This window comes from Nesterenkonia sp. YGD6, from assembly GCF_022565895.1.
GTDB lineage: Bacteria > Actinomycetota > Actinomycetes > Actinomycetales > Micrococcaceae > Nesterenkonia.
In genome coordinates this window covers 16,834-37,500 of record NZ_JAJOYY010000003.1, presented here as the reverse complement: position 1 = coordinate 37,500, position 20,667 = coordinate 16,834, and the positions used below count along the sequence as shown (strand labels likewise).

The following is a 20,667-nucleotide window of genomic DNA, read 5'->3' as shown; positions in this document are numbered from 1 at the left end:
GGTTGCTGGGCAGGGGGTATTGCCCCGGGAAGCGCTGCGACATCGATTGAACCTCATCTGGTGCGGGCGAGAGACCCGTGCGGAGAGCGCGGCTCCCGCACCACAGTAGGTGCCCGTGGGGTGATAGATGCCGAGACGCGCCTGCAGGCAAGGCCGATGAATAAACGCGGTGAAACCTCCTACGCCACGAGGAGGCAGTGCGAGACCATCGAAGAGTCCACCCGGTTCCTGGTGGCGAAGAACCAGAGAGAGGCCACCCGATGAGACTGTCTCCAGAGTCCACCGACGTCGTCGAGCAGACTGCGGGCGTCGTCGCCGAGCATGCCGAAGCCATCAGCACGCTCTTCTACGCGGACATGTTCGAGGCCCACCCCGAGCTGTTCAACGTGTTCAACCGGGCGAACCAGGCGATCGGTGAGCAGCCGAAGGCGCTCGCGGCGTCGGTCGTGGCGTTCGCGGTGCATCTGATCGACCCCGACGCGCCGGACTTCACGCCGGTGATGCGGCGCATCGCCCATAAGCATGTCTCACTCGGCATCCAGGCGTCCGAGTATCTGGTCGTCGGCCGGTACCTGCTCGCTGCGGTGAAGAAGGTGCTCGGTGACGCGATCACCCCCGAGGTCGCGTCCGCATGGGACGAGGTCTATTGGCTCTTCGCTACGGCCCTGATCGCTGAAGAGGGCAAGCTCTACGCCGAGGGCGGCACAGATCCTGATCACCCATGGGGCAGATATCGGGTCGTGGAGCGTTTCGAGGAGTCCGGAGAGGTGTTCTCTCTGCTGCTTGCCCCGGTGGACGGCCAGGTGCCAGCGCATCGGACGGGACAGTATGTCGCGATCGCTGTGGATCTTCCGGACGGGCTGCGTCAGCCGCGGCAGTACACGATCTCATCGGGTCCGCGCGGCGATTCCCTGCGCGTGACGATCAAGCGGGTCCGTGGCGTCGACGGGATGCCCGACGGGCAGGTCTCGGGCTGGCTGTACGAGAACGCCCAGCCGGGCACGATCCTCGATGTGTCACAGCCCGCGGGCGACGTGGTGCTCGATGAGACCGATGTTCCGCTGGTGCTGGTCTCTGCGGGAATCGGCATCACCCCGGTGGCGGCCATCATGGAAGACCTCTCGCGTCGGCAGCCGGAGCGCACGGTCCGGCTCTTCCACGCCGACAAGTCGCATGCGCACCACGCGCTCTACGACGGACTCCGTCGGCAGGTGCTTGCGATGCCGGATGCTCGTGCCCAGAACTGGTACGAGAAGGACGCGGAGATCGCGCCGACCCTGCATCCGGCAAAGTCGGGATTCATGAACCTCTCCGACGTGGAGCTTCCCGAGGAGGCGCAGGTGTTCATGTGTGGACCGCTGCCCTTCATGCAGAGCGCGCGGCGCTCGCTGATCGACCAGGGCGTGCCGAGCGAGAACATCCACTACGAGGTGTTCGGCCCGGACCTCTGGGCACAGCAGCCCGCATAGCCTCCCCCGGAGGCGGGTGGGGTGTGGTCACAGCACGCTGGATCTCCAAGGCTCTCATCGGCCGAATGATCCAGTGTGCGCTTTGCCCGCACCGCGCCCTGCTCGAGTGCTGCATCGTCGCAGTCGCCGTCAAGACCGCCGGGCTGAGTGGAGCGGGCCGCTTCCCCTTTGAGAGCAAGCACGATCACACACCGTTTCGGACTGAGGAAGGGATGCAGACGGCGCAGCTCCAGTGGGCCGGAGACCTGCGCGAGCTGGTCCCGGACGAGCTTCGCGTGCACAGAGCAGACGAGCGGCCGCTCTTCGTCGATCATCTCCTCATAGAGGCAGGGCAGCAGCCCGACTGTGAGTTCCTGTTCGTCAAGCTCAGGCTCCATGCCGGCATCCTCCAGATGCTCGTACAGGGCATCGAGTTGGTGCACCGCTTTCGTCCCGAGTGAGTCGCTGTGGTCGAGTTCAGGGGCGAGGTCGCGAAGCAGATCGCCCCGCGCTCTGGCTGCAGCTGCTCGTCGTTCGGCCGCCTGGCTGTGTTCGATCCGCTGGACGGGGGAGTACCCGTGCGGCGGGCGGCCTCGACGGCCGGTGTCCACGGGGGCGCTCGCGATCAGTCCCTCGTCCTCGAGCACGCGCAGATGGTCTCGTGCAGTGCTGACTGGGACGCAGGCTTCCTCAGCGAGCTCCTGCAGCCTGCGGCCGGGGACCCGCTGGACCGCATGGAGCAGTCGCAGTCGACTCTTCTGCGTGAGTCCCCGATAGTCATCCACTCGCCGAGGCATAACTTCCAGGATACGTATCGCGGCCACAGAATCGAAGACCACGTCCTGCCGGCCTCTACCCGTTCTACCGGCGCTTCGGCGGTGCCGCCAGGCCGCAGAAGCACCTTGAGGACGCTGGGGGTGCAGAAAACCCCGCCGGCTGCATGACTGCAGATCAGCGGGGCTCTCGGTCGGCGGTGACGGTGGGATTTGAACCCACGGTGCGGGGTAACCGCACACAGCATTTCGAGTGCTGCACCTTCGGCCGCTCGGACACGTCACCAGGCCCGTTGAGTATACGCAAACATCTCGCGCTCACCCAAAAGCACCCACGGCGGGCACGGTCTCAACAGGTCAGCTCAGCCCTGGAACAGGGCGTGCACCTCGCCGCAGAGCAGGCGTCCGCCAAGCCCTCCGATCTCCAAGACGACGGCGGCGCCGGCCACCTGACAGTCAAGCTGGCCGATCAGCTCCCGGGTCGCTGCCAGGGTGCCGCCGGTGGCCAGCACGTCATCGACGATCAGCACCCGGTGCTCGGGCTTGAGCACATCGGGAGCCTCGATCACCGCGGTGCCGTACTCCAGCGTGTACTCAACCCGCCCGGCAGGTGCCGGCAGCTTCCCTGCCTTGCGGATGGGCATGAATCCGGTGCCGGTCAGCGCGGCGATCATCCCTGCCAGGGTGAACCCGCGGGCCTCGATCCCGGCGACCATGTCGAAGCTCCCGGCGAAGGGGGCCAGCAGGCCCTCGGCCACCGTGCGCAGCGCGGCCGGATCCGCAAGCACGGGGGAGATGTCCTGAAAGAGGATGCCTGGTTCGGGGAAGTCGGGGGTGACTGCGAAGAGCGACTGCGCATGGGCCAGCCGCTCGGGCGAGGGCGCGGAGAGCTGCGGTGAGGAAAGTGTGGACACGACCGCAAGCCTATCTGCGGAACTGCTCGAAGAACGCGCGCAGCTGGTCGGCGCACTCCTCGGCGCGCACCCCAGGATGGACCTCCACCCAGTGGTTCAGCCGGGGCTCGCGCAGAATGTCGAACACCGATCCCGCAGCCCCGGCCTTCTCATCCCAGGCGCCGAAGATCACGTGCCCGATCCGAGACTGATAGATCGCTCCGGCGCACATCGGGCACGGCTCCAGGGTCACCGCGAGCACGCAGCCGTCCAGCCGCCAGCTCCCCAGACTCGCCGCGGCGGCCCGCAGGGCGGTGATCTCCGCATGACCGGCCGGGTCGTCGTCGCGCTCTCGGGTGTTGAAGCCCTCGCCGAGCACCTCACCGGCAGCGGAGAAGACGACGGCGCCCACCGGCACGTCCGCGGAGGAGGTCGCCTCGGAAGCCAGCTCCAGACAGCGCCCGATGGCCTTCTCCTGATCGGCCCGCGCCCGTGGGGACCACGCTGAAGAATCAATGGACTCAGCGGGGGCCGCTTGTGGCTTGGGCGGGATGTTCTCGGTCACAGCACCAGCCTATGGGGCCGATGCCAGCGGTGCTCGACTCGCGGGACCTCGGTCAGATCGATCGGCGCGGTTCCCGCCGCGAGAGACGCGGATGCAGAGCCCCGTGGCGATGATCAGGGCGACCATGAAGACTGCAGCGGCTGCTCGAACGCTGACCCCCGAAGGGGTGGCTGCCGCTGCGGGCACCGACGGCCGGCTCCCGCGGGCGTGCTGGTAGTTTTGACACTATGCGCGTACAGGTTGTGGAACACCCACTGATCTCCCATAAACTCACCCAGCTGCGACGGGTGGAGACCGCTTCGAACCAGTTCCGCGAACTGACTCGCGAGCTGGTCATGCTGCTCTCCTACGAGGCCAGTGGTTCCATCGCCACCGAGTCGGTGGAGATCCAGACCCCGGTGGCCACGATGACCGGCACCCAGCTGGCGGACCCCAAGCCCCTGGTGGTCCCGATCCTGCGCGCCGGACTGGGGATGCTGGATGGGATGACCGCCATGGTCCCCACCGCAGAGGTCGGATTCCTCGGGATGGCCCGGAACGAAGAGACCCTGGACATCATCACCTACGCCGAGCGGCTTCCGGAAGACCTCACCGGGCGCCACGTCTTCGTGCTGGACCCGATGCTCGCCACCGGCGGCACCCTCGCCGAGGCCATCCGTTTCCTGAAGAAGGCCAACGCCGCGAAGATCACCTGCATCTGCCTGCTGGCGGCCCCCGAGGGGATCGAGCGGCTGCGCGAAAAGGTGGGCGACATCGAGGTGGAGCTCTACCTCGCCGCCATCGACGAGAAGCTCAACGAGAAGTCCTACATCGTGCCCGGTCTCGGCGACGCCGGCGACCGCCTCTACGGCCTCGCTCAGTAGGCCCAGCACCCCCTGCTGGCGACGCCGCCCGCAGGCCTGTTGCATGTGAGGCGAAGCCGGTCAACGCCCCCATCCGTTGAAATAGTGTGATCCCGGTCACAAAAAGGTCACTCCATCTCATTATGTGGAAGATCGCCCCTTTTGTTACTTGCGGATTCCAAATGTGACGGACACCCTGTAATGGATACCACCGTCCACCTGCAGCGGGGGAGTTGCCACCAATGTCCGCACACCTGAGTCAGCCACAGAATCCCGGCTACGTCCATGTCTCGGTGCGCAACGCCGCTCGCCGTGCCGAGATGGCCCGCCGAATCCGCGCTGCCAACGCCAGCGACGAAACCAGCGGCGCGCATCCGCGCACCGCACCCGTGCCGGTGGTCGCCCAGAACGGTGGAGGGCCGCAGATGGTCCAGCCCGATATCGTGACCCGCGGCTTCGTCGTCTACGTCGGCCTCGACGAGGATGCCGCCAGTGCGGCCGGGACCTCGCTGCACAAGATCGCCACCGAGCTGCGCGACTACGTGGAGCACATCGCCGCCGATGCGCAGGTGCACATCGCCATGGCCTTGGCGTCGGCGGCCCACGAGGGCAGCGATCTGGAGGTCGTGCGGCAGGCGCTGGGCGATCCCACCGTCACCCACCGCGGCGTCGAGGTCCCCATCAGCACCCCGCCGGCGCCCACCAGCTCCGGCGTGCTGATCGACCTGTCCCGTCGGGAGGTCCGCCTCGACGGCGAGGGTCTGAATCTGACCTTCAAGGAGTTCGAGCTGCTGAACTACCTGGTGGACAACGGATCTCGCACCGTGGGACGCGAGGAGCTGCTCAAGACCCTGTGGCGCAACGTGGACCCGGACCAGATGCCCAACGAGCGCACCATCGACGTGCACATCCGCCGGCTGCGCTCCAAGCTGGGGCGCCTTGCCAATACGGTGCGCACGGTCCGCGGACAGGGCTACCGCTTCTACGAGCACCCTGAGGTCACCGTCTGGGCAGCCCCCGAATACTCGATCTGAGTCCTGGATGCCTGAACTGCTGATCCTGCGCCACGGTGAATCCTGGCATTCCTTCTCAGGGGACGACCACGGCCGCACCCTGACCCGTCACGGGCAGGAACAGGCGCGTGCCGTCGGGCGCTGGCTGGTGAGTTCGGGGAACCTGCCGGACAACACGGTCTGCTCGGACTCGATGCGCACCCGGCAGACCTGCATCTGGGTCAATCATGAGCTGGGTGAGAAGGCTCCGACGCCGTACCTGGACTCGCGGCTCTACCTCGCGGCGCCGCGCTCGATGCTCTCGATCATCAACGAGGTGCCCGAGACGGTGCGCACGCTGCTGGTGGTCGCCCACATGCCGGGAGTCCAGGAGCTCAGCATGGACCTGGCCTCGGCGCACTCCCAGGAGGACCCGGTGATCCAGATGGCCGGTTCCTGGCCGCCTGCCGGGCTCGCCCGGTTCCAGGTGCACAAGCCCTGGGCCGAGCTCGACGGCCGCGACGCCGAGCTCACGGACTTCTTCACCGCCGGCTGAGTCAGCCTGCCGGTCGGATCAGTCTGCCTCCTCCAGCAGCTGCACCAGCGTCTCCAGTGCCTGCTCCGCGCCCTCGCCGTGGGCTCGCAGGACCACCTGATCCCCGTGTGCCACATCGATGCTCATCACGCCCAGCAGGCTGTCCGCCTGTGCGGACATCCCTGGCTCGGCGGCCTTCGCGATCTCCACGGAGACCGGCTGTCCCGCAGCTGCAGACGCGAAGGCCGCGGCAGGCCGGGCGTGGAGCCCGGCCGCCGCGGCGATCACCGCAGTGCGTTCAATCATGCAGCAGAGGTTACACTCTTCCGCACCCAGCGCTTCAGCGCGATCACCGTCAGCGCGGTGACGACGGCGCCGACCATCACGGAGAGCAGGAAGAGCCAGAAGCTCTCGATGGCGAACGGCACGAAGATGCCGCCGTGGGGCGCATAGGAGGTGACCCCGAAGGCCATGGTCATCGCGCCGGTCACGGCGCCGCCGACCATCGAGGCCGGCAGCACACGCAGCGGGTCAGCCGCGGCGAACGGGATGGCGCCCTCGGAGATGAACGCCGCGCCGAGCAGCACGGCGGTCTTGCCGTTCTCCCGCTCGGCGGCGCTGAACAGGCGAGCGTCGATGAACGTGGCGAACGCCATGCCCAGCGGCGGGACCATGCCGGCGGCCATGACCGTGGCCATGATCATCAGCGGTCCGGTGTTGCCCTCGGCGACTGCTGCCGAGAGGCCGGCCACGGCGAAGGAGTAGGCGACCTTGTTGACCGGTCCGCCGAGGTCGAAGCACATCATCAGACCCAGCACGATGCCCAGGACGATGGCGGCGGAGCCGGTCATCCCGGAGAGCCAGTTCTCCAGGCCGGAGGTCAGTGCGGCGATGGGACCGCCGAGCACCAGCAGCATCAGGCCGCCGGCGACCAGCGAGGCCACCAGCGGAATGATCACCACGGGCATCAGGCCGGCCAGCCAGCGCGGCACGCTGAGCCTGCGGAACCACAGGGCCACCGCACCGGCGAGGACACCGCCGACGATGCCACCGATGAATCCAGCGTCCATGGTCAGCGCGATCGCGCCGGCGGTGAAGCCGGGGGCGATGCCGGGGCGATCGGCCATGCCGAACGCGATGTAGCCGGCCAGTGCGGGAACCAGGAAGCCCATGGCCGCCCCGCCGATGGTGAAGAACACCGCGCCGAGGTATCCGCCCAATGCGCCGAATCCGAGGAACTCCTCGGGCAGCTGGTCAGGGGTGGGAAGGTTCCACAAGGAGTTCCCCAGCGCCACATCTTCGGCGACCTCGGTGATGTTGTAGCCGCCGAGCAGGAACCCCAGCGCGATCAACAGGCCGCCGGCGGCCACGAAGGGGATCATGTAGCTGACGCCGGTCATCAGGACCCGCTGGGTGGCGCGGCCGAAGCCTTCGCGCTCCCCACTGGCAGCGGTGCTGCCATCGGAGTCTCCGGACCCGCCGGAGGCGACGACGGTCGCGTCCGGGTCCTTCGCCGCGGCCAGCGCCTCGGCGATCATCTTGTCCGGCTCATCGATGCCGCGCTTGACCCGCGAGGTGATGACCGGCTTGCCGGCGAAGCGGTGCCGATCGCGGACGTCGACGTCGGTGGCGAAGATGACGGCGTCCGCGGCGGCGATGGTCTCGGCTCCCAGCGGGGTCGCGCCGGAGGAGCCCTGGGTCTCCACCTGGATCTCCACGCCTGCTTCCTTGGCGGCCTTCTTCAGCGAGTCGGCTGCCATGTAGGTGTGGGCGATGCCGGTGGGGCATGCGGTGACGGCGACGAGGCGACCGACCGTCGTCGCGGTCTGGCTGGTGCCTTCACCGTCCCCTGCGGGTGCACCGGAGCCGCGGCTGCCGGCGTTGGCTGTGACCGGGGCCGGCTGGACCGCCTCGGCGACCAGGTCGACCACGCGCTGCTCGGTCTCGGCGCTGCGCAGATCCGCGAGGAACTCGTCGTTGATCAGCGAGGTCGCCAGCGCGGAGAGGATCTTCAGGTGAGCCTGGTCCGCGCCGTCGGGGGCGGCGATCATGAAGACCAGGTCCGCCGGGCCGTCGGTGGAGCCGAAGTCCACCGGCTGGGCCAGGCGGGCGAAGGCCAGCGTGGCCTCGGTGACGGCACCGGTGCGGCAGTGTGGGATGGCGATGCCACCAGGCATGCCGGTCTCGGAGGTCTCCTCGCGAGCCCAGACGTCGGCGGCGAGCTCAGCTGCGGCGGCACTGCGTCCGGCAGAGCCGACGAGTTCGGCGAGGGCATCGATAACCTCGCGCTTGTTGCCGGCGGTGAGCTTGTCGAGGCTCACCAGCCCCGGCGTGATGATCGTATTCATGATGTCTCCACATTCACGGTAGTGGTCGTGCTTGGATTGAGGGTGAGGTGTTCGGTGCTGAGTGCTTCGGTGCTGAGTGCTGAGGTGCTGAGGTGCTGCGGCGTCGGCATGATGGAGCCGGGCAGTTCCGCCGCGGCTCGTCCCATGGCCATGGCGTGCTTGAGTGAATCGGTCTCCGAGGCGCCGGACTGGGCTGCGGCGATGAACCCCGCGAGCGAGGCATCACCGGCTCCCACGGTGGAACGCGGCACGATCGCCGGGCCCCAGGCGCGCAGCGCGGCGGGCTCGCCGTCGCTCGGCGCGGTCTTCAGGTTGGGGATGAACACTGCGCCATGGGCGCCCAGGGTGACCAGTGCGGCGCGTGCTCCGTGGTGCTGCAGCTCGGTGGCGAGCTGCACGGCACGGGCGGGGTCGGTCTCGAGCTCATCGGCCAGACGCTGAGCCGTGTCAGGATCGGTGGCGGCCGAACCGGTGAAGGCGGCGTGCAGCTCGAGCAGCTCCTCGGCATTGGGCTTGATCAGGTCTGGCGCCGCGGGCAGAGCGGCGGCCATCGGCTCCCCTGAGGTGTCCAGCGCGATCTTCGGCGCCTGTTCCCCGAAGGTCCGCCGCAGCGCGGTGATGGCCTGGGCGTAGAAGTCCACCGGGACTCCGGGCGGGAGCGACCCGGCCAGCGCCACCCAGGAGGCGCCCTCCGAGGCCTGAAGCAGCAGCTGCAGCAGGGCCCCGGTGAGCGCGGCGTCGAACGCCGGTCCCGGTTCGTTGATCTTGGTGGTGACCCCCTGTGGGTCGGTGATCGCGGTGTTGGTGCGCAGCGGTGCGCCCAGCGGCAGCGCCCGGGCCTCCACGCCGAGCTCCTGCAGGGCGAGCAGCACCGGATCCCCGGGGTCACCGGGAAGCACCGCCAGTGACCGGGTGCCGGCGGCGGTGAGCGCCCGGGAGATGTTGACGCCCTTGCCGCCGGGTTCGGCGGTGTGGCCGATCGCGCGCTGGACCGCGCCGGTGCGCAGCGGGGCGTCGAGCTCGAGCGTCTTGTCCAGACTCGGATTGGGAGTGAAGGTCACGATCATGGGGCGACCGCCACGATCACTCGGACGTCGGCCTCGTCCAGCGCGTGGGCCAGCTCAGGGTGCGGTGCGGCATCGGTGATCAGCACATCGATCTCCTCAAGGGTTGCGAACTGTACGAGGGTGCGTTGACCGAGCTTGCTGGAATCTGCCAGCAGGACCACCTGGCGCGCGGCGTGGACCAGGCCCGACTTCACCGCGGCCTCAGCGGTGTCTGGGGTGGACAGACCGAAGCCCGCATCCACCCCATTGGTGCCGATGAACGCCACATCGGCCTGGCGGCGAGACAGGGTGGCCACGGCCTGCGCCCCCACCACGGTGCCGGTGATCCCGCGGACCTTGCCGCCGAGCACCTCCACGTCCAAGGAGCTGACCTCGGCGAGCTTCTGCGCGATCGGGACCGAGCTGGTGGTCACGAACCGGGTGTGGCGCTGCTCCTCGCCGGCGCCGAGCAGCTCGGCGAGCGCCTCAGTGCTGGTTCCGGCGTCGAGCAGCACGGAGGCATCGGGGGAGGAGGGCACGAAGCTCATCGCCTCACGGGCGATCACGCGCTTCTGCTGCGAGTGCTCGCTCTGCCGCTGACGCAGCGAGGTCTCGCGCCGGGAGGGTGCGGAGCTGACGACGGCGCCGCCGTGGACCCGCTGCAATGAGCCTGCGGTCTCAAGCAGGTCCAGGTCGCGGCGGACGGTCTCTCTGGTCACTTTCAGGTCGCGGGCGATCTCCTGGACCGTGATCGTGCCGGTGAGGCGCAATCGGTCGAGAATCCGCTCGTGCCGCTCGGGGGCGAGCAACGTCATGCTGAGCTCCTTTTCAGTGACCCAGACCACTTTTGTGTGGGTTTAGACACACTTTATCTGTGTTTACCTGTGTATGCAACAGGTTTCGTCCGACTCACAGCAGGCCCCTGCCGGTGTTCGGCGTGTCGCGGACCACCCGAGGGGATGGGTCGCGGTGATTGGATGCGCCAAAAAAGTGATCTCAATGTGAAAACAATCCCTACAAAAATTTCGAAATTCGACGTAACCTTGTGCCATGGCTCATGCACACGAAGCCACCAGCAGCGGCGTCCCAGGCGTGCTGGTCGGTATTGACGGGTCGGCGGGCAGCGAGCGCGCCTTCAAAGTGGGACTGATGATCGCAAAGCAGCGCCAATGGCCGCTGCGTCTTATCGGAACATTCATTCGACCAGTCGTGACCGACGACTATTACGTGCGGCAGCTGGATCAGTACCGCTCCGAGGCCGCCAATACGGTGCAGGACCTCCTCGACACGTACTCGGCCCGAGCGGCCGAGGCAGGAGTCGAGGTCAGCACCCGCACCGCTGAGGGTGACGCCGGAGCAACTCTGGTGGATGAGAGCAGCGAGGCCCGCATCGCCGTCGTCGGCAAACGTGGCCGCAACCGGTTCGCCGGACGGTTCCTCGGCAGCGTCTCCGCGAAGCTGACCGCACACGCGCACTGCCCCACCCTGGTGGTCCCGGAGCGGTGGGTGTCCGACTCTGAGACGGAGCTGCTCGCCCCGCATCAGGACCGCCCGGGCGCCGAGGCGGCCCACGAGGAGCCGGTGACCCTGATGGAGGAATCGGCTGCCCGGGAACACACCCGCCGGTCCTTCGCGAACGTCACCGACGAGCTCAACTTCGACTCCGAGATCGTGGTCGGCGTCGACGTCGGAGATCGCGCCGCCGACGTCGTGCACCTGGCGGCTGAGGCCGCGGAGCTGGTCAACAGTCCGCTCACCCTGGTCTCGGCGGCACCGCTGAATGCTCAGGGGCACTGGTATCCCAACACCGTGGAGCACAACCTCGAGCTGCCCAATCTGCGCCGGCGCTACACCGATCACCTCGAGGCGATGACCCAGGAGGTGGCGGCGAAGTCCACCGGGGTTCCGGTGCGCTGGCAGTTCTTCGACGGCTCACCCGCCGGGGTGCTCTCGGAGGCCTCGCGCACCGCGACGCTGCTGGTGATCGGCACTCGAGGGCATGGCGGATTCGCCGGGCTGCTGCTGGGTTCGGTGAGTCAGGCGGTGCTGAACCGGGCGGTCTGCCCGGTCCTGGTGATTCCCACGCAGAAGCCGCACAAGCTGCGCAAGCACTGAAGGTCTGCGTCTGAAGGGTCCCTGGTCAGAAGGTGAGCACCAGGGACCCTGAGACGCGACTGCGGCGAAGGTCCTCCAGCGCGACGGGCAGTTCATCGAACGGGTAGGGCGTCACCTCGGCCTGGATGCCGAGTCGCTGGGCCAGACGCAGGAACTCGATGCCGTCCGCACGGGTGTTGGCCGTGACGCTGCGGAGATCCCGTTCATAGAAGAGATGCTCCTGATACGGCATCCGCGGGAGATCACTCATGTGGATGCCGGCGATGGTGACGGTGCCGCCCCGCGTCGTCGCCTTCAACGCGGCCGGCACCAGATCCCCTGCCGGGGCGAAGATGATCGCGGCGTCCAGGGGCTCCGGCGGTTCGCCGAAGGCATCGCTGACGAAGTCCACCCCGAGCCGGCGGGCCAGCCTGCGGTTCGTCTCCCCGCGGGTCATCACGCAGACCTGTGCGCCGGCCGCCATTGCAAGCTGCGCGGTCAGGTGCCCGCTGGAGCCGAAGCCGTAGATCCCGAGCCTGCCTCCAGGAGGAAGCATGCTGCGGGTGAGGGCTCGGTAGCCGATGATCCCGGCGCAGAGCAGCGGAGCGGTCTGGACTGGATCGACCCTCGGGTCCAGGGGGTAGGCGAAACTGGCCGGGACGGTCGCATACTCGGCGAAGCCTCCGTCGGCGTCCCACCCGGTGTAGAGCGAATCGGGACAGAGGTTCTCGCGGCCGGCCCTGCACCAGGCGCAGATGCCGCAGGTGCGGCGAAGCCAGGCGGCGCCGACTCGATCACCGAGCTCGATCCGCCGCACCGCCGATCCGCGCGCCTCCACGATCCCGATGATCTGATGCCCCGGCACGACATCGGCGCGGCGCGGCGGGAGCTCATGATCGATCACGTGCAGATCGGTCCGGCACACTCCGCAGGCCTCTACGCGCAGCAGCACCTCATCGGGCTCAGGGGTGGGCACCGGCATCTGGGCGCATTCCAGGGTGGAGCTGATCGAGCTGCTTCGCCAGGTCTTCATAGCGCGCCTAGACCCAGTCGGTCCAGGTCGACGGGTCGGTCCGGGTGCGTTCCGGGGCGGGGCCGATGTCACTGACGGAATCCCGCTCGGGTTCAACCGGCCCCTGATCGAGCCGGAACGGCGGGTATTCATCACGCATCAGCAGCACATAGGCGGCGACCCGATGGCCCCACCGGTTCAGCCCCATCACGAAGTCGAAGATGCCGGAGCGATAACGCCCGGTGAAGAGCAGGATGATGACGGTGATCAGCAGCAGCAGGCCCAGCAGCGAGAAGCCGCCGCCGGGGCCGGTGGTCTGGCCGGTCGCGCTGCCGGTCTCGTCCCAGCTGCTCTGCCAGCCGGTGCCCGAGGGACTGGTGAAGATCCCGATCAGCAGCAGGTGCGGGAGCGCCAGCAACCAGGACTTCACCAGCACCAGCCCGTTGGTCAGCCGCTCCGGGTAGGCGATGCTCAGATCCGCCGGGTAGTTCGCATGGGCCAGCGTGAACGGAGGGTAGCGGTCCGTCGCCAGTGCTGAGTAGCCGTAGAACGCCACGCGCCAGGACCAGCGCAATACGCCCACGTTGAAGCAGAACCACGCCCGAGGGTACCGCCCGGTGAAGAGGATGACCACCCCCGCGGCGATGGTGGTCACGAAGGCGGTGAGCCAGAGCAGGGCCAGCACGAGGTAGTGCGGGATCGCCAGCAGCCACTTCACCAGCCACAGGCCGCGGGAGGGTGCGTCGAGGTATCCGGTGAGCCGGACCGGATAGACCGGAGTCATCCGCGCTGGGCCGGCGCCGCCCGGGACGCCCTCGATCGGGCCCGCGTCCCCGCGTGCGGCGGTCATCCGCTGAGGGTCGATGTCGCGGCCGAGCCCGGCCGCGCCGAAGAGCAGGGCGACGACGCCGATCACGAATGCCGCCGCGCCGATGATCAACAGCGTGGGGATCGTGTCCTGCAGCTGTTCCCACCACTCCGCGGCCTGCTGCGTATCCCATTCGGTCATGTAGTCGACCCGGTAGTACGGTCTGAACTTCCATTCACCCGGTTCCGGGACCAGACTCGCCACCGCCGCGGCAAGCAGCAGGGTGCTGCCTGCGCCGTGCAGGAGCGCGCCGACGATGAGCAGAACCCATTGCCCCGGTCTCATCTTGGCGGAAGTGGGTGAGTCCTGGGTCGGCGCGGGCGAAGGTGTCTCTGCCATCACAAGCTCTCTCGGCTGGATCTCCCAATGGATCTCATCCAAGGATAGGGCTGGGAAAACGCCAGGGGAACCCTTGGAATCAGGCCAATGTCTGCTCCACGAGGTGACCTTCCCTGGAGACAGAGGCGACCTTGCCATGTTCTGCCAGGGCCTTGATGTTGCGCAGCATCTCTTTGCTCATCACGAAGCTGATGGGTTCGATCAGGTGACGGGAGCCGAAGATCCGCTCCGGCAGGGAGTGTGCCCTGGCGTAGCTGAGCCGCTCGATCAGACGCGTGCCGCCGTCGGGGTCCGGCCGCAGATGCAGGGACCAGATTCCCGCCACCGCCGCGGAGGTCTCTGGGGTGGAGGATCCGGCGATCCGGGAGTCCGCGACCAGGACCAGGTCAGCGACAGGTTCGACTCGTGCCACTCGCATGGCCACCTGCGGTGCCAGCCGGACCTCCCCGGCGGCCGCGATGTCCTGGTGCTCGGGAAGTACCCGGTCGACGTTGTGGATCTGACACCCGATGAGGTTCTCCAGCCGTTCGAAGCTGTAGAACCCGCCGCGGCCCTGTCCGAGCTGCGCCAACCAGGGCCAGATCTGCGCGGGGGAGGCGACGATGGTCACGGCATGGGTCGCGGTCCATGCCGGATCCGGGAGAAGCTCACTGCCGGGCCAGTCGGCCTCGACCTCGGCGCGGGCGGCACCCCAGCCCATCCTGCGCTGGCGCAGCAGCGGCCCGGTCACCAGATGCCCCAGAATGCGGACACCGGCGAGGCCATTGGCCAGCCATCCCCGTCCCACAGTGGTCATGGCGGAACCTCGATCCCGAGAGAGACGCTCGGAGCTGATCGGCTTGCGGCGAGACTAATCACCCGGTGGCCCAGCTTCAAGAGCTGAGTGGCTTCCAAGGCTGACCTGCGTCAAAGTCTCGGGGAAAAAAAGAACACCCTCTGAATCAACAGATTCAGAAGGTGTTCTCAGAGGATCTTCGGTGCGCCCAAAGGGATTCGAACCCCCGACCTTCGGTTCCGTAGACCGACGCTCTATCCAGCTGAGCTATAGGCGCATCTTCATTTTTCACTGCCTGACCTTCAAGCGATCGCGACCTAGAAGACTATACACGGCACCTCCGGGGCCGACAAATCCTTCGGGTCCCGCTGGGAAGACCGGAGCGCCGTCGTCGTTGTTTACAGTCCCGTCATCTGGGAACGCTACAGTGGTACGTAGCTGGTCCCCATCGGTGTTGACGGGGATGCAGGGATGAGTGCGCACAGTGCTGTGAGCACCCGGGGCATCGATGATGTTCCACGTCCTTGGGTCCTGGTCTCACCAACCAGGAGGGGGTCAGAACGAACCTGTACCCAATGGAGGGAAACAATGGTCAACACCGTTGCAACGGCGCCCGGTGCGAATGGATCGACTGGATCAGGAACCACGGATCCTGAGATCACGGCCGATGCTCCCACAACACATGCCCCGCTGCTGACCTTCGTCCAGGAGATCGCAGCTCTCACCCAGCCCGACCGGATCCACTGGGTGGACGGATCCGAGACGGAGCACCGCACACTCACCGACGAACTGGTCGAGTCCGGGACCCTCACCCGCCTCACCAGCCCAGACTTCCCCAATTCTTTCGCCGCATTCTCAGATCCCGCCGATGTGGCCCGCGTGGAGTCCCGCACCTTCATCTGCTCCGAGAACGAGCGCGACGCCGGCTTCACCAACAACTGGGTCGACCCGGCGGAGATGCGCGAGAAGCTGAGCGGCGTGTTCGACGGTGCGATGCAGGGACGCACCATGTACGTGATCCCCTTCGTGATGGGCCACCTCGACGCTGAGGACCCGAAGTTCGGGGTGGAGATCACCGATTCCGCCTATGTGGTCACCAGCATGCGAATCATGGCCCGGATCGGCACCGATGTGCTGCGCAAGATCGAGGAGCTGGACGCGTTCTTCGTGCCAGCGGTCCACTCGGTCGGCGCCCCCCTTCAGCCCGGTCAGCGCGATGTCCCCTGGCCGTGCAACGACGAGAAGTACATCGTGCACTACCCGGAGACTCGGGAGATCTGGTCCTACGGCTCCGGCTACGGCGGCAACGCCCTGCTCGGGAAGAAGTGCTACGCGCTGCGGATCGCCTCGGTGATGGCCAGGGACGAGGGCTGGCTCGCCGAGCACATGCTCATCCTCAAGCTCACCAGCCCTGCCAATCGCAGCTACTTCATCGCCGGCGCCTTCCCCTCGGCCTGCGGCAAGACCAACCTCGCGCTGATCGACCCCACCCTTGACGGGTGGAAGGCCGAGACCCTCGGTGATGACATCACCTGGATCCGGCCAGGCCACGACGGCGAATTCCGCGTGGTCAACCCGGAGTCGGGCTACTTCGGGGTCGCCCCGGGCACCGGATGGCACACCAACGCCAATGCGATGCGCGCCATCGCCAAGGGCAACTCGGTGTTCACCAACTGCGCGCTCACCGACGACGGCGGCGTCTGGTGGGAGGGCATGACCGAAGAACCTCCGGCACACCTGACCGACTGGCGCGGCGAGGACTGGACCCCGGACTCTGATCAGCCGGCGGCACACCCCAATGCTCGGTTCTGCACCCCGATCGATCAGACCGACATGCTCGCCCCGGAGTACTTCGAGCCCAACGGTGTGAAGCTGGACGCGATCCTCTTCGGTGGACGGCGCAAGACCACCGTCCCGCTGGTCACCCAGGCCCGCGACTGGAAGCACGGCATCTTCTTCGGCGCCACCCTCTCCTCGGAGACCACCGCCGCAGCCGAGGGTGCGGTGGGCAATGTCCGCCGCGACCCGATGGCGATGCTCCCGTTCATCGGTTACGACGCCGGGGACTACCTCAAGCACTGGGTGGAGGTCTCCGGTGAGGCTGACCAGTCCAAGCTGCCCGAGATCTTCCTGGTCAACTGGTTCCGCAGGGGCCGCGACGGAAAGATCTCCTGGCCCGGCTTCGCCGAGAACTCTCGGGTGCTCAAGTGGGTCACCGAACGCCTGGAGGGTGTCGGCAAGGCCGTTGAGACTCCCATCGGCTTCACCCCCACCATGGATGGACTGGATCTGACCGGGCTGGACATCACCCCGGAGGCGCTCGAGGACTCGATCACCGTGCACCGCGACGAATGGGTCACCGAGCTCGAAGGCATCGACGAGTGGTTCGCCGAGTTCGGCGACTCGCTGCCGGAGTCCATCGCGGCTGAGAGCGAAGAGCTGCGCCGTCGTCTGACGCCTTGAACTGAGGTCTCAGAGTCGACGTCCCTGAACTGTGACGGTTCGGAGCTGAGGCGCTGAGCTGTTGAAAAGGCCCGGTCCGCGCGTTCCACGCGCAGACCGGGCCTTTTCTGCGCCCCTGGCGGTTGCGCAGAGCACGCACAGACGGCGGGAGCAGGGCTAGTTGTGCTGACCGGCTCCGACCGGCTGCCGAGGTGCAGCGTGCCTGATCCCGGTGAAGCGGGCGTCCCCGCGCAGCTGCTTGATCAGCGAGATGCCGAGCAGGGTGACGATGACGGTGAACGGCACCGCCGAGAGCAGCGCGGTCTGCTGCAGCGCCTGCAGGCCGCCGGCGATCAGCAGGACGATGGCGCAGAGCCCGGTGAGCAGGCCCCAGATGCCCAGCATGGGTCGACTCGGGTGCATCGAGCCTCGGGAGGAGAGCACGCTGAGCACGAAGGTGTTCGAGTCGGCGCTGGAGACGAAGAACAGGACCACCATCGCCACGGTGAGCACCGAGGTGATGGCCGTGAGCGGCAGCTCGCCGAGCAGCGCGAAGAAGGTCACGTTGGTGTCCTGCAGGGTTGCCTCGCCGAGGCTGGTGCCGGAGAACATGTCGAAGTGGATCGCGGATCCGCCGAAGATCGTGAACCAGAGGCTGAAGACCAGGGTCGGCACGCCGAGCACCGCGACCACGAACTCGCGGATGGTGCGCCCCTTGGAGATCTTCGCCAGGAAGATTCCGACGAAGGCGCCCCAGCTCAGCCACCAGGCCATCATGAAGTAGGTCCACCACTGCATCCACTGCAGGTCCTCGGGGGTGCCCGGGGTGAGCATCGCGACCATCGGGAACTCCGCGACGAACTGTCCCATGGAGCGGAAGTAGAGGTTGCTGATGAAGCCGGTCGGTCCGACGATCAGCACGAAGAGGCCCAGTGCGGCCGCGGCGAGCATGGTGGCCTTGCTGATCCACTTGATGCCGCGGGTGACCCCTGACATCGCGGAGAGGGTGAAGACCACGGTGATCCCGGCGATGATGACGACCTGCACGAACAGATCGGACGGGATCCCGGTGAGGCTGTTGACCCCCTCGGCGATCTGCGCCGCGCCGAGTCCCAACGAGGTGGTGGTGCCGAAGAGCGTCGCGATGATGGTGAAGATGTCGATGAGCTGACCCGCCCATCCGTCCATGCTCTTGCCCAGCACCGGGCGCAGCATCGGGGAGACCAGCCCGGTGTTGTGCCGACGGTGGGTGGAGTAGGCGATGGCCAGGCCGAAGACGCCGAACAGCGCCCAGGCGTTGGGGCCCCAGTTGAAGTAGGAGAACTGCATCGCACGCACGGCGGCGTCCATGGTCTCGGGCTCGGCGAGCCCATGCGGAGGCACCATGAAGTGGCTCATCGGTTCCGCGGCACCGTAGCTGATCAGTCCGATGCCCATCACGGTGCCGCAGATCATCGCGATCCAGGACCAGTTGCTGAACTCAGGACGATCGTGATCCTCGCCGAGCCGGATCTTCCCGAACCTGCTCAGTCCGAGGTAGACCATCAGCACGATGCAGCCGGCGGTGACCGCGAGATAGGCCCACCCGATGTTCTGTGAGGACCAGTTCGAGGCCGCGGCCATCACCAGGTTCAGGTGTTCCGGGGCAAATGCGGCCCAGAGCACGAAGCTCAGCAGCGCGGCCACCGAGACGACGAAGACTCCGCTGGGTCGGGAGCTGCGTGGGACTCGGCTGACACCGTTTCGCTCGGTGTCCGGCTCCGCTCTGGGGGGCGTTTTCTGGCTGTTCATCGGTGACCCGCGTCCTTGGCTCAGCGAACAGAGCCAACAGCCCGCCGCGACGAATGCGCGGGCGGCTGCCAGAACATCGGGGACAAGCATACTGAACCTCGCCCGCCTGGCGGCACCATGCTGCCCCCGGCTCGGCGGGCCTGTGGGTGTTTCTCGGCCCGTGGCCCTAGTCAGCTCACCGAACGTGCTCTAGGTTATGAGCCACACGTGATATCTGTCACATGTTTCGGTGGGTGGGGCATCAGAAGGTGGGGGCAGAACCATGGGTGATGATTCCGGGGGTGCAGCAGGACGGCAGGCCCCGCGTGGGGCTGTCGTCGACGACGCGGGTCCCGTGAGGTCCCCGGCGAAGACCTGGGCCTTCCGAGGCCTGGGCGTGGTGCTGGCCATCCTCGTGTGGTCGCTGCTCGGCGCAGCCGAGATGTCTGGCGACGCTCGGCTGGTGGCCGGGGTGGCGATCCTGATGGCGGTCTGGTGGATGACCGAATCCATGCCGCTCTCGGTCACCTCGCTGCTGCCGATCGTGTTGTTCCCGGTGCTCACCGCACTGGAGGTCGCCGAGGTCACCGCGCCCTACGCGAACCCGATCGTGTTCCTGTTCCTTGGTGGCTTCCTGATCGCCATCGCGATGCAGAAGTGGAACCTGCACCGCCGGATCGCGCTGCTGACGCTGCGGCGGGTCGGCACGCACCCGCGGCAGATCATCCTCGGGATGATGATCGCCACCGCATTCCTCTCCATGTGGGTCTCCAACACCGCGACGACCCTGATGATGCTGCCGATCGGGCTCAGCGTGCTGACCCTGGTGGTGGAGAACAGCCGGAACACCGGCACCCGCGCCGAGAACGAATCCATGACCGAGGAGATCCGCTCCGGCAAGGCCATCAGCGACGTCATCGACGACCGCGATGTGCGGATCTTCGGGGTGGCCCTGGTGCTGGCGATCGCCTGGGCCGCCACCATCGGCGGGCTGGGCACCCTGCTGGGGTCCCCGCCCAACGCGATCGTCGCGGGCTATATCAGCGAGGAGCTCGGCCGCACCGTGGGCTTCGCCCAATGGATGATCCTCGGCGTGCCGATCGTGGTCGTCTTCATCGGCCTGTCCTGGCTGATCATCACCCGGCTGATGTTCCGCTTCAAGCTCGACGAGATCCCCGGCGGCAAGAAGCTGATCAACGACGAGGTCTCCGCCCTGGGACCGATGAGCCAGGGCGAGAAGGTCGTGCTGAGCGTGTTCATCCTCGCCGCATTCTGCTGGATCGTGCCGGGCTTGCTCTCCGGGATCGGCGACATCGGCACCCAGCTGCCCTGGCTGGAGCTCTTCGACGACACGGTGATCGCCATCGGTGCCGGCGTGCTGCTCTTCCTGATGCCCGGTGACAAGAAGGGCAACATGACCCTGCAGTGGAAGGACGCCGAGGAGGGACTCCCCTGGGGCGTGCTGCTGCTCTTCGGCGGTGGCCTCTCCCTGGCCGCCGCGGTGGCTGCGACCGGCCTGGACGCCTGGTTCGGTGAACAGGTCAGCGGACTCGGCGCACTGCCGATCATCCTGCTGCTGGCCGCGGTCGTGACCATCGTGCTGCTGCTGACCGAGATCACCAGCAACACGGCCACAGCAGCCACTTTCATCCCGATCCTCGGCGGAGTCGCCGTAGGCATCGGGGTGGACCCGGTGACGCTGCTCATCCCGGCTGCACTGGCCGCGACCTGCGCATTCATGCTGCCCGTGGGCACCCCGCCGAATGCCATCGTCTACGCCACCGGCTACGTCAAGATCACCGAGATGGTCCGCGGCGGCGTCGTCCTCAACGTCGTCGGCATCATCCTGATCACCATCTTCACCGTGCTCCTTGGCCCGCTCGCCTTCGACATGGTGTTCTAGGCAATGGCGCTCCAGCGAGTTC

General features: G+C 67.2%; 18 protein-coding genes and 2 tRNA genes. 7 read left to right on the top strand and 13 right to left on the bottom strand.

Annotated elements, in window-relative coordinates; genetic code table 11:
• Window positions 1-260: 260 nt before the first annotated feature.
• Entirely contained in the window at window positions 261-1,469 is a 1,209-nt protein-coding gene (locus tag LTI14_RS05420; RefSeq protein WP_241465265.1) for a globin domain-containing protein, read from the top strand.
• Here the strand turns inward: LTI14_RS05420 and LTI14_RS05415 are convergent.
• The 4 genes from LTI14_RS05415 to tadA all read right to left on the bottom strand — a co-directional run bounded on the left by LTI14_RS05415 (window position 1,424) and on the right by tadA (window position 3,631).
• On the bottom strand, window positions 1,424-2,245 hold the full coding sequence (locus tag LTI14_RS05415) for a helix-turn-helix domain-containing protein (RefSeq protein WP_241465264.1): 822 nt from the start codon (window positions 2,243-2,245) through the stop codon (window positions 1,424-1,426). The genes LTI14_RS05420 and LTI14_RS05415 overlap by 46 nt on opposite strands.
• A 174-nt stretch (window positions 2,246-2,419) precedes the next feature.
• A tRNA-Ser gene (locus LTI14_RS05410) sits at window positions 2,420-2,507 on the bottom strand.
• Between the two features lie 76 nt (window positions 2,508-2,583).
• Window positions 2,584-3,135: an adenine phosphoribosyltransferase gene (locus tag LTI14_RS05405; protein ID WP_241470510.1), complete on the bottom strand. Its 552-nt coding sequence runs from the start codon at window positions 3,133-3,135 to the stop codon at window positions 2,584-2,586.
• A 10-nt stretch (window positions 3,136-3,145) separates the two neighbouring features.
• Entirely contained in the window at window positions 3,146-3,631 is a 486-nt protein-coding gene (gene tadA, locus LTI14_RS05400; RefSeq protein ID WP_342357732.1) for a tRNA adenosine(34) deaminase TadA, read from the bottom strand.
• A 275-nt stretch (window positions 3,632-3,906) separates the two neighbouring features.
• Here tadA and upp point away from each other — a divergent pair, with 275 nt between their 5' ends.
• From upp to LTI14_RS05385, 3 genes are all read left to right on the top strand, one after another.
• Window positions 3,907-4,542, top strand: coding sequence for a uracil phosphoribosyltransferase (gene upp, locus LTI14_RS05395; protein ID WP_241465262.1), 636 nt, complete (start codon window positions 3,907-3,909; stop codon window positions 4,540-4,542).
• Window positions 4,543-4,763: 221 nt separating this feature from the next.
• Window positions 4,764-5,555 (top strand): winged helix-turn-helix domain-containing protein, encoded by a 792-nt coding sequence (locus LTI14_RS05390; protein WP_241465261.1) that lies wholly within the window; start codon window positions 4,764-4,766, stop codon window positions 5,553-5,555.
• Between the two features lie 7 nt (window positions 5,556-5,562).
• On the top strand, window positions 5,563-6,069 hold the full coding sequence (locus tag LTI14_RS05385; RefSeq protein WP_241475995.1) for a SixA phosphatase family protein: 507 nt from the start codon (window positions 5,563-5,565) through the stop codon (window positions 6,067-6,069).
• An 18-nt stretch (window positions 6,070-6,087) separates the two neighbouring features.
• On the opposite strand, the gene LTI14_RS05380 is transcribed toward LTI14_RS05385, so the two are convergent.
• From LTI14_RS05380 to LTI14_RS05365, 4 genes are read right to left on the bottom strand one after another with little or no spacing between them, the layout of a single operon-like run.
• Window positions 6,088-6,354 carry an HPr family phosphocarrier protein gene (locus LTI14_RS05380; protein WP_241475994.1) on the bottom strand — a complete coding sequence of 89 codons (267 nt, stop codon included), beginning with the start codon at window positions 6,352-6,354 and terminating at the stop codon, window positions 6,088-6,090.
• The gene (locus LTI14_RS05375) at window positions 6,351-8,396 is read right to left on the bottom strand and encodes a PTS fructose transporter subunit IIABC (RefSeq protein ID WP_241475993.1); all 2,046 of its coding nucleotides are present in this window, start codon (window positions 8,394-8,396) and stop codon (window positions 6,351-6,353) included. Before LTI14_RS05375 ends, LTI14_RS05380 begins: the two co-directional genes overlap by 4 nt.
• Window positions 8,393-9,463, bottom strand: a complete 1,071-nt coding sequence (locus LTI14_RS05370; RefSeq protein ID WP_241475992.1) for a 1-phosphofructokinase family hexose kinase — start codon at window positions 9,461-9,463, stop codon at window positions 8,393-8,395. Before LTI14_RS05370 ends, LTI14_RS05375 begins: the two co-directional genes overlap by 4 nt.
• Entirely contained in the window at window positions 9,460-10,257 is a 798-nt protein-coding gene (locus LTI14_RS05365; protein WP_241465256.1) for a DeoR/GlpR family DNA-binding transcription regulator, read from the bottom strand. The genes LTI14_RS05370 and LTI14_RS05365 overlap by 4 nt, the downstream gene beginning before the upstream one ends.
• A 235-nt stretch (window positions 10,258-10,492) precedes the next feature.
• Between LTI14_RS05365 and LTI14_RS05360 the strand changes: the two genes are divergently transcribed.
• Window positions 10,493-11,557: a universal stress protein gene (locus tag LTI14_RS05360; RefSeq protein ID WP_241475991.1), complete on the top strand. Its 1,065-nt coding sequence runs from the start codon at window positions 10,493-10,495 to the stop codon at window positions 11,555-11,557.
• A gap of 25 nt (window positions 11,558-11,582) precedes the next feature.
• Here the strand turns inward: LTI14_RS05360 and LTI14_RS05355 are convergent, their stop codons facing one another.
• The 4 genes from LTI14_RS05355 to LTI14_RS05340 all read right to left on the bottom strand — a co-directional run bounded on the left by LTI14_RS05355 (window position 11,583) and on the right by LTI14_RS05340 (window position 14,807).
• On the bottom strand, window positions 11,583-12,569 hold the full coding sequence (locus LTI14_RS05355) for a zinc-dependent alcohol dehydrogenase family protein (RefSeq protein WP_241470508.1): 987 nt from the start codon (window positions 12,567-12,569) through the stop codon (window positions 11,583-11,585).
• A gap of 7 nt (window positions 12,570-12,576) precedes the next feature.
• On the bottom strand, window positions 12,577-13,755 hold the full coding sequence (locus LTI14_RS05350; protein ID WP_241475990.1) for a DUF4389 domain-containing protein: 1,179 nt from the start codon (window positions 13,753-13,755) through the stop codon (window positions 12,577-12,579).
• A 79-nt stretch (window positions 13,756-13,834) separates the two neighbouring features.
• Window positions 13,835-14,551, bottom strand: coding sequence for an SRPBCC family protein (locus tag LTI14_RS05345; RefSeq protein ID WP_241465252.1), 717 nt, complete (start codon window positions 14,549-14,551; stop codon window positions 13,835-13,837).
• Between the two features lie 182 nt (window positions 14,552-14,733).
• Window positions 14,734-14,807, bottom strand: a tRNA-Arg gene (locus tag LTI14_RS05340).
• Between the two features lie 311 nt (window positions 14,808-15,118).
• On the opposite strand from LTI14_RS05340, the gene LTI14_RS05335 reads away from it, so the two are divergent.
• Entirely contained in the window at window positions 15,119-16,993 is a 1,875-nt protein-coding gene (locus LTI14_RS05335) for a phosphoenolpyruvate carboxykinase (GTP) (RefSeq protein WP_241475989.1), read from the top strand.
• Window positions 16,994-17,149: 156 nt separating this feature from the next.
• Here the strand turns inward: LTI14_RS05335 and LTI14_RS05330 are convergent, their stop codons facing one another.
• Window positions 17,150-18,763: a BCCT family transporter gene (locus LTI14_RS05330; protein WP_241475988.1), complete on the bottom strand. Its 1,614-nt coding sequence runs from the start codon at window positions 18,761-18,763 to the stop codon at window positions 17,150-17,152.
• Window positions 18,764-19,025: 262 nt separating this feature from the next.
• Between LTI14_RS05330 and LTI14_RS05325 the strand changes: the two genes are divergently transcribed.
• Window positions 19,026-20,645 carry an SLC13 family permease gene (locus LTI14_RS05325; RefSeq protein WP_241475987.1) on the top strand — a complete coding sequence of 540 codons (1,620 nt, stop codon included), beginning with the start codon at window positions 19,026-19,028 and terminating at the stop codon, window positions 20,643-20,645.
• Window positions 20,646-20,667: the final 22 nt, after the last annotated feature.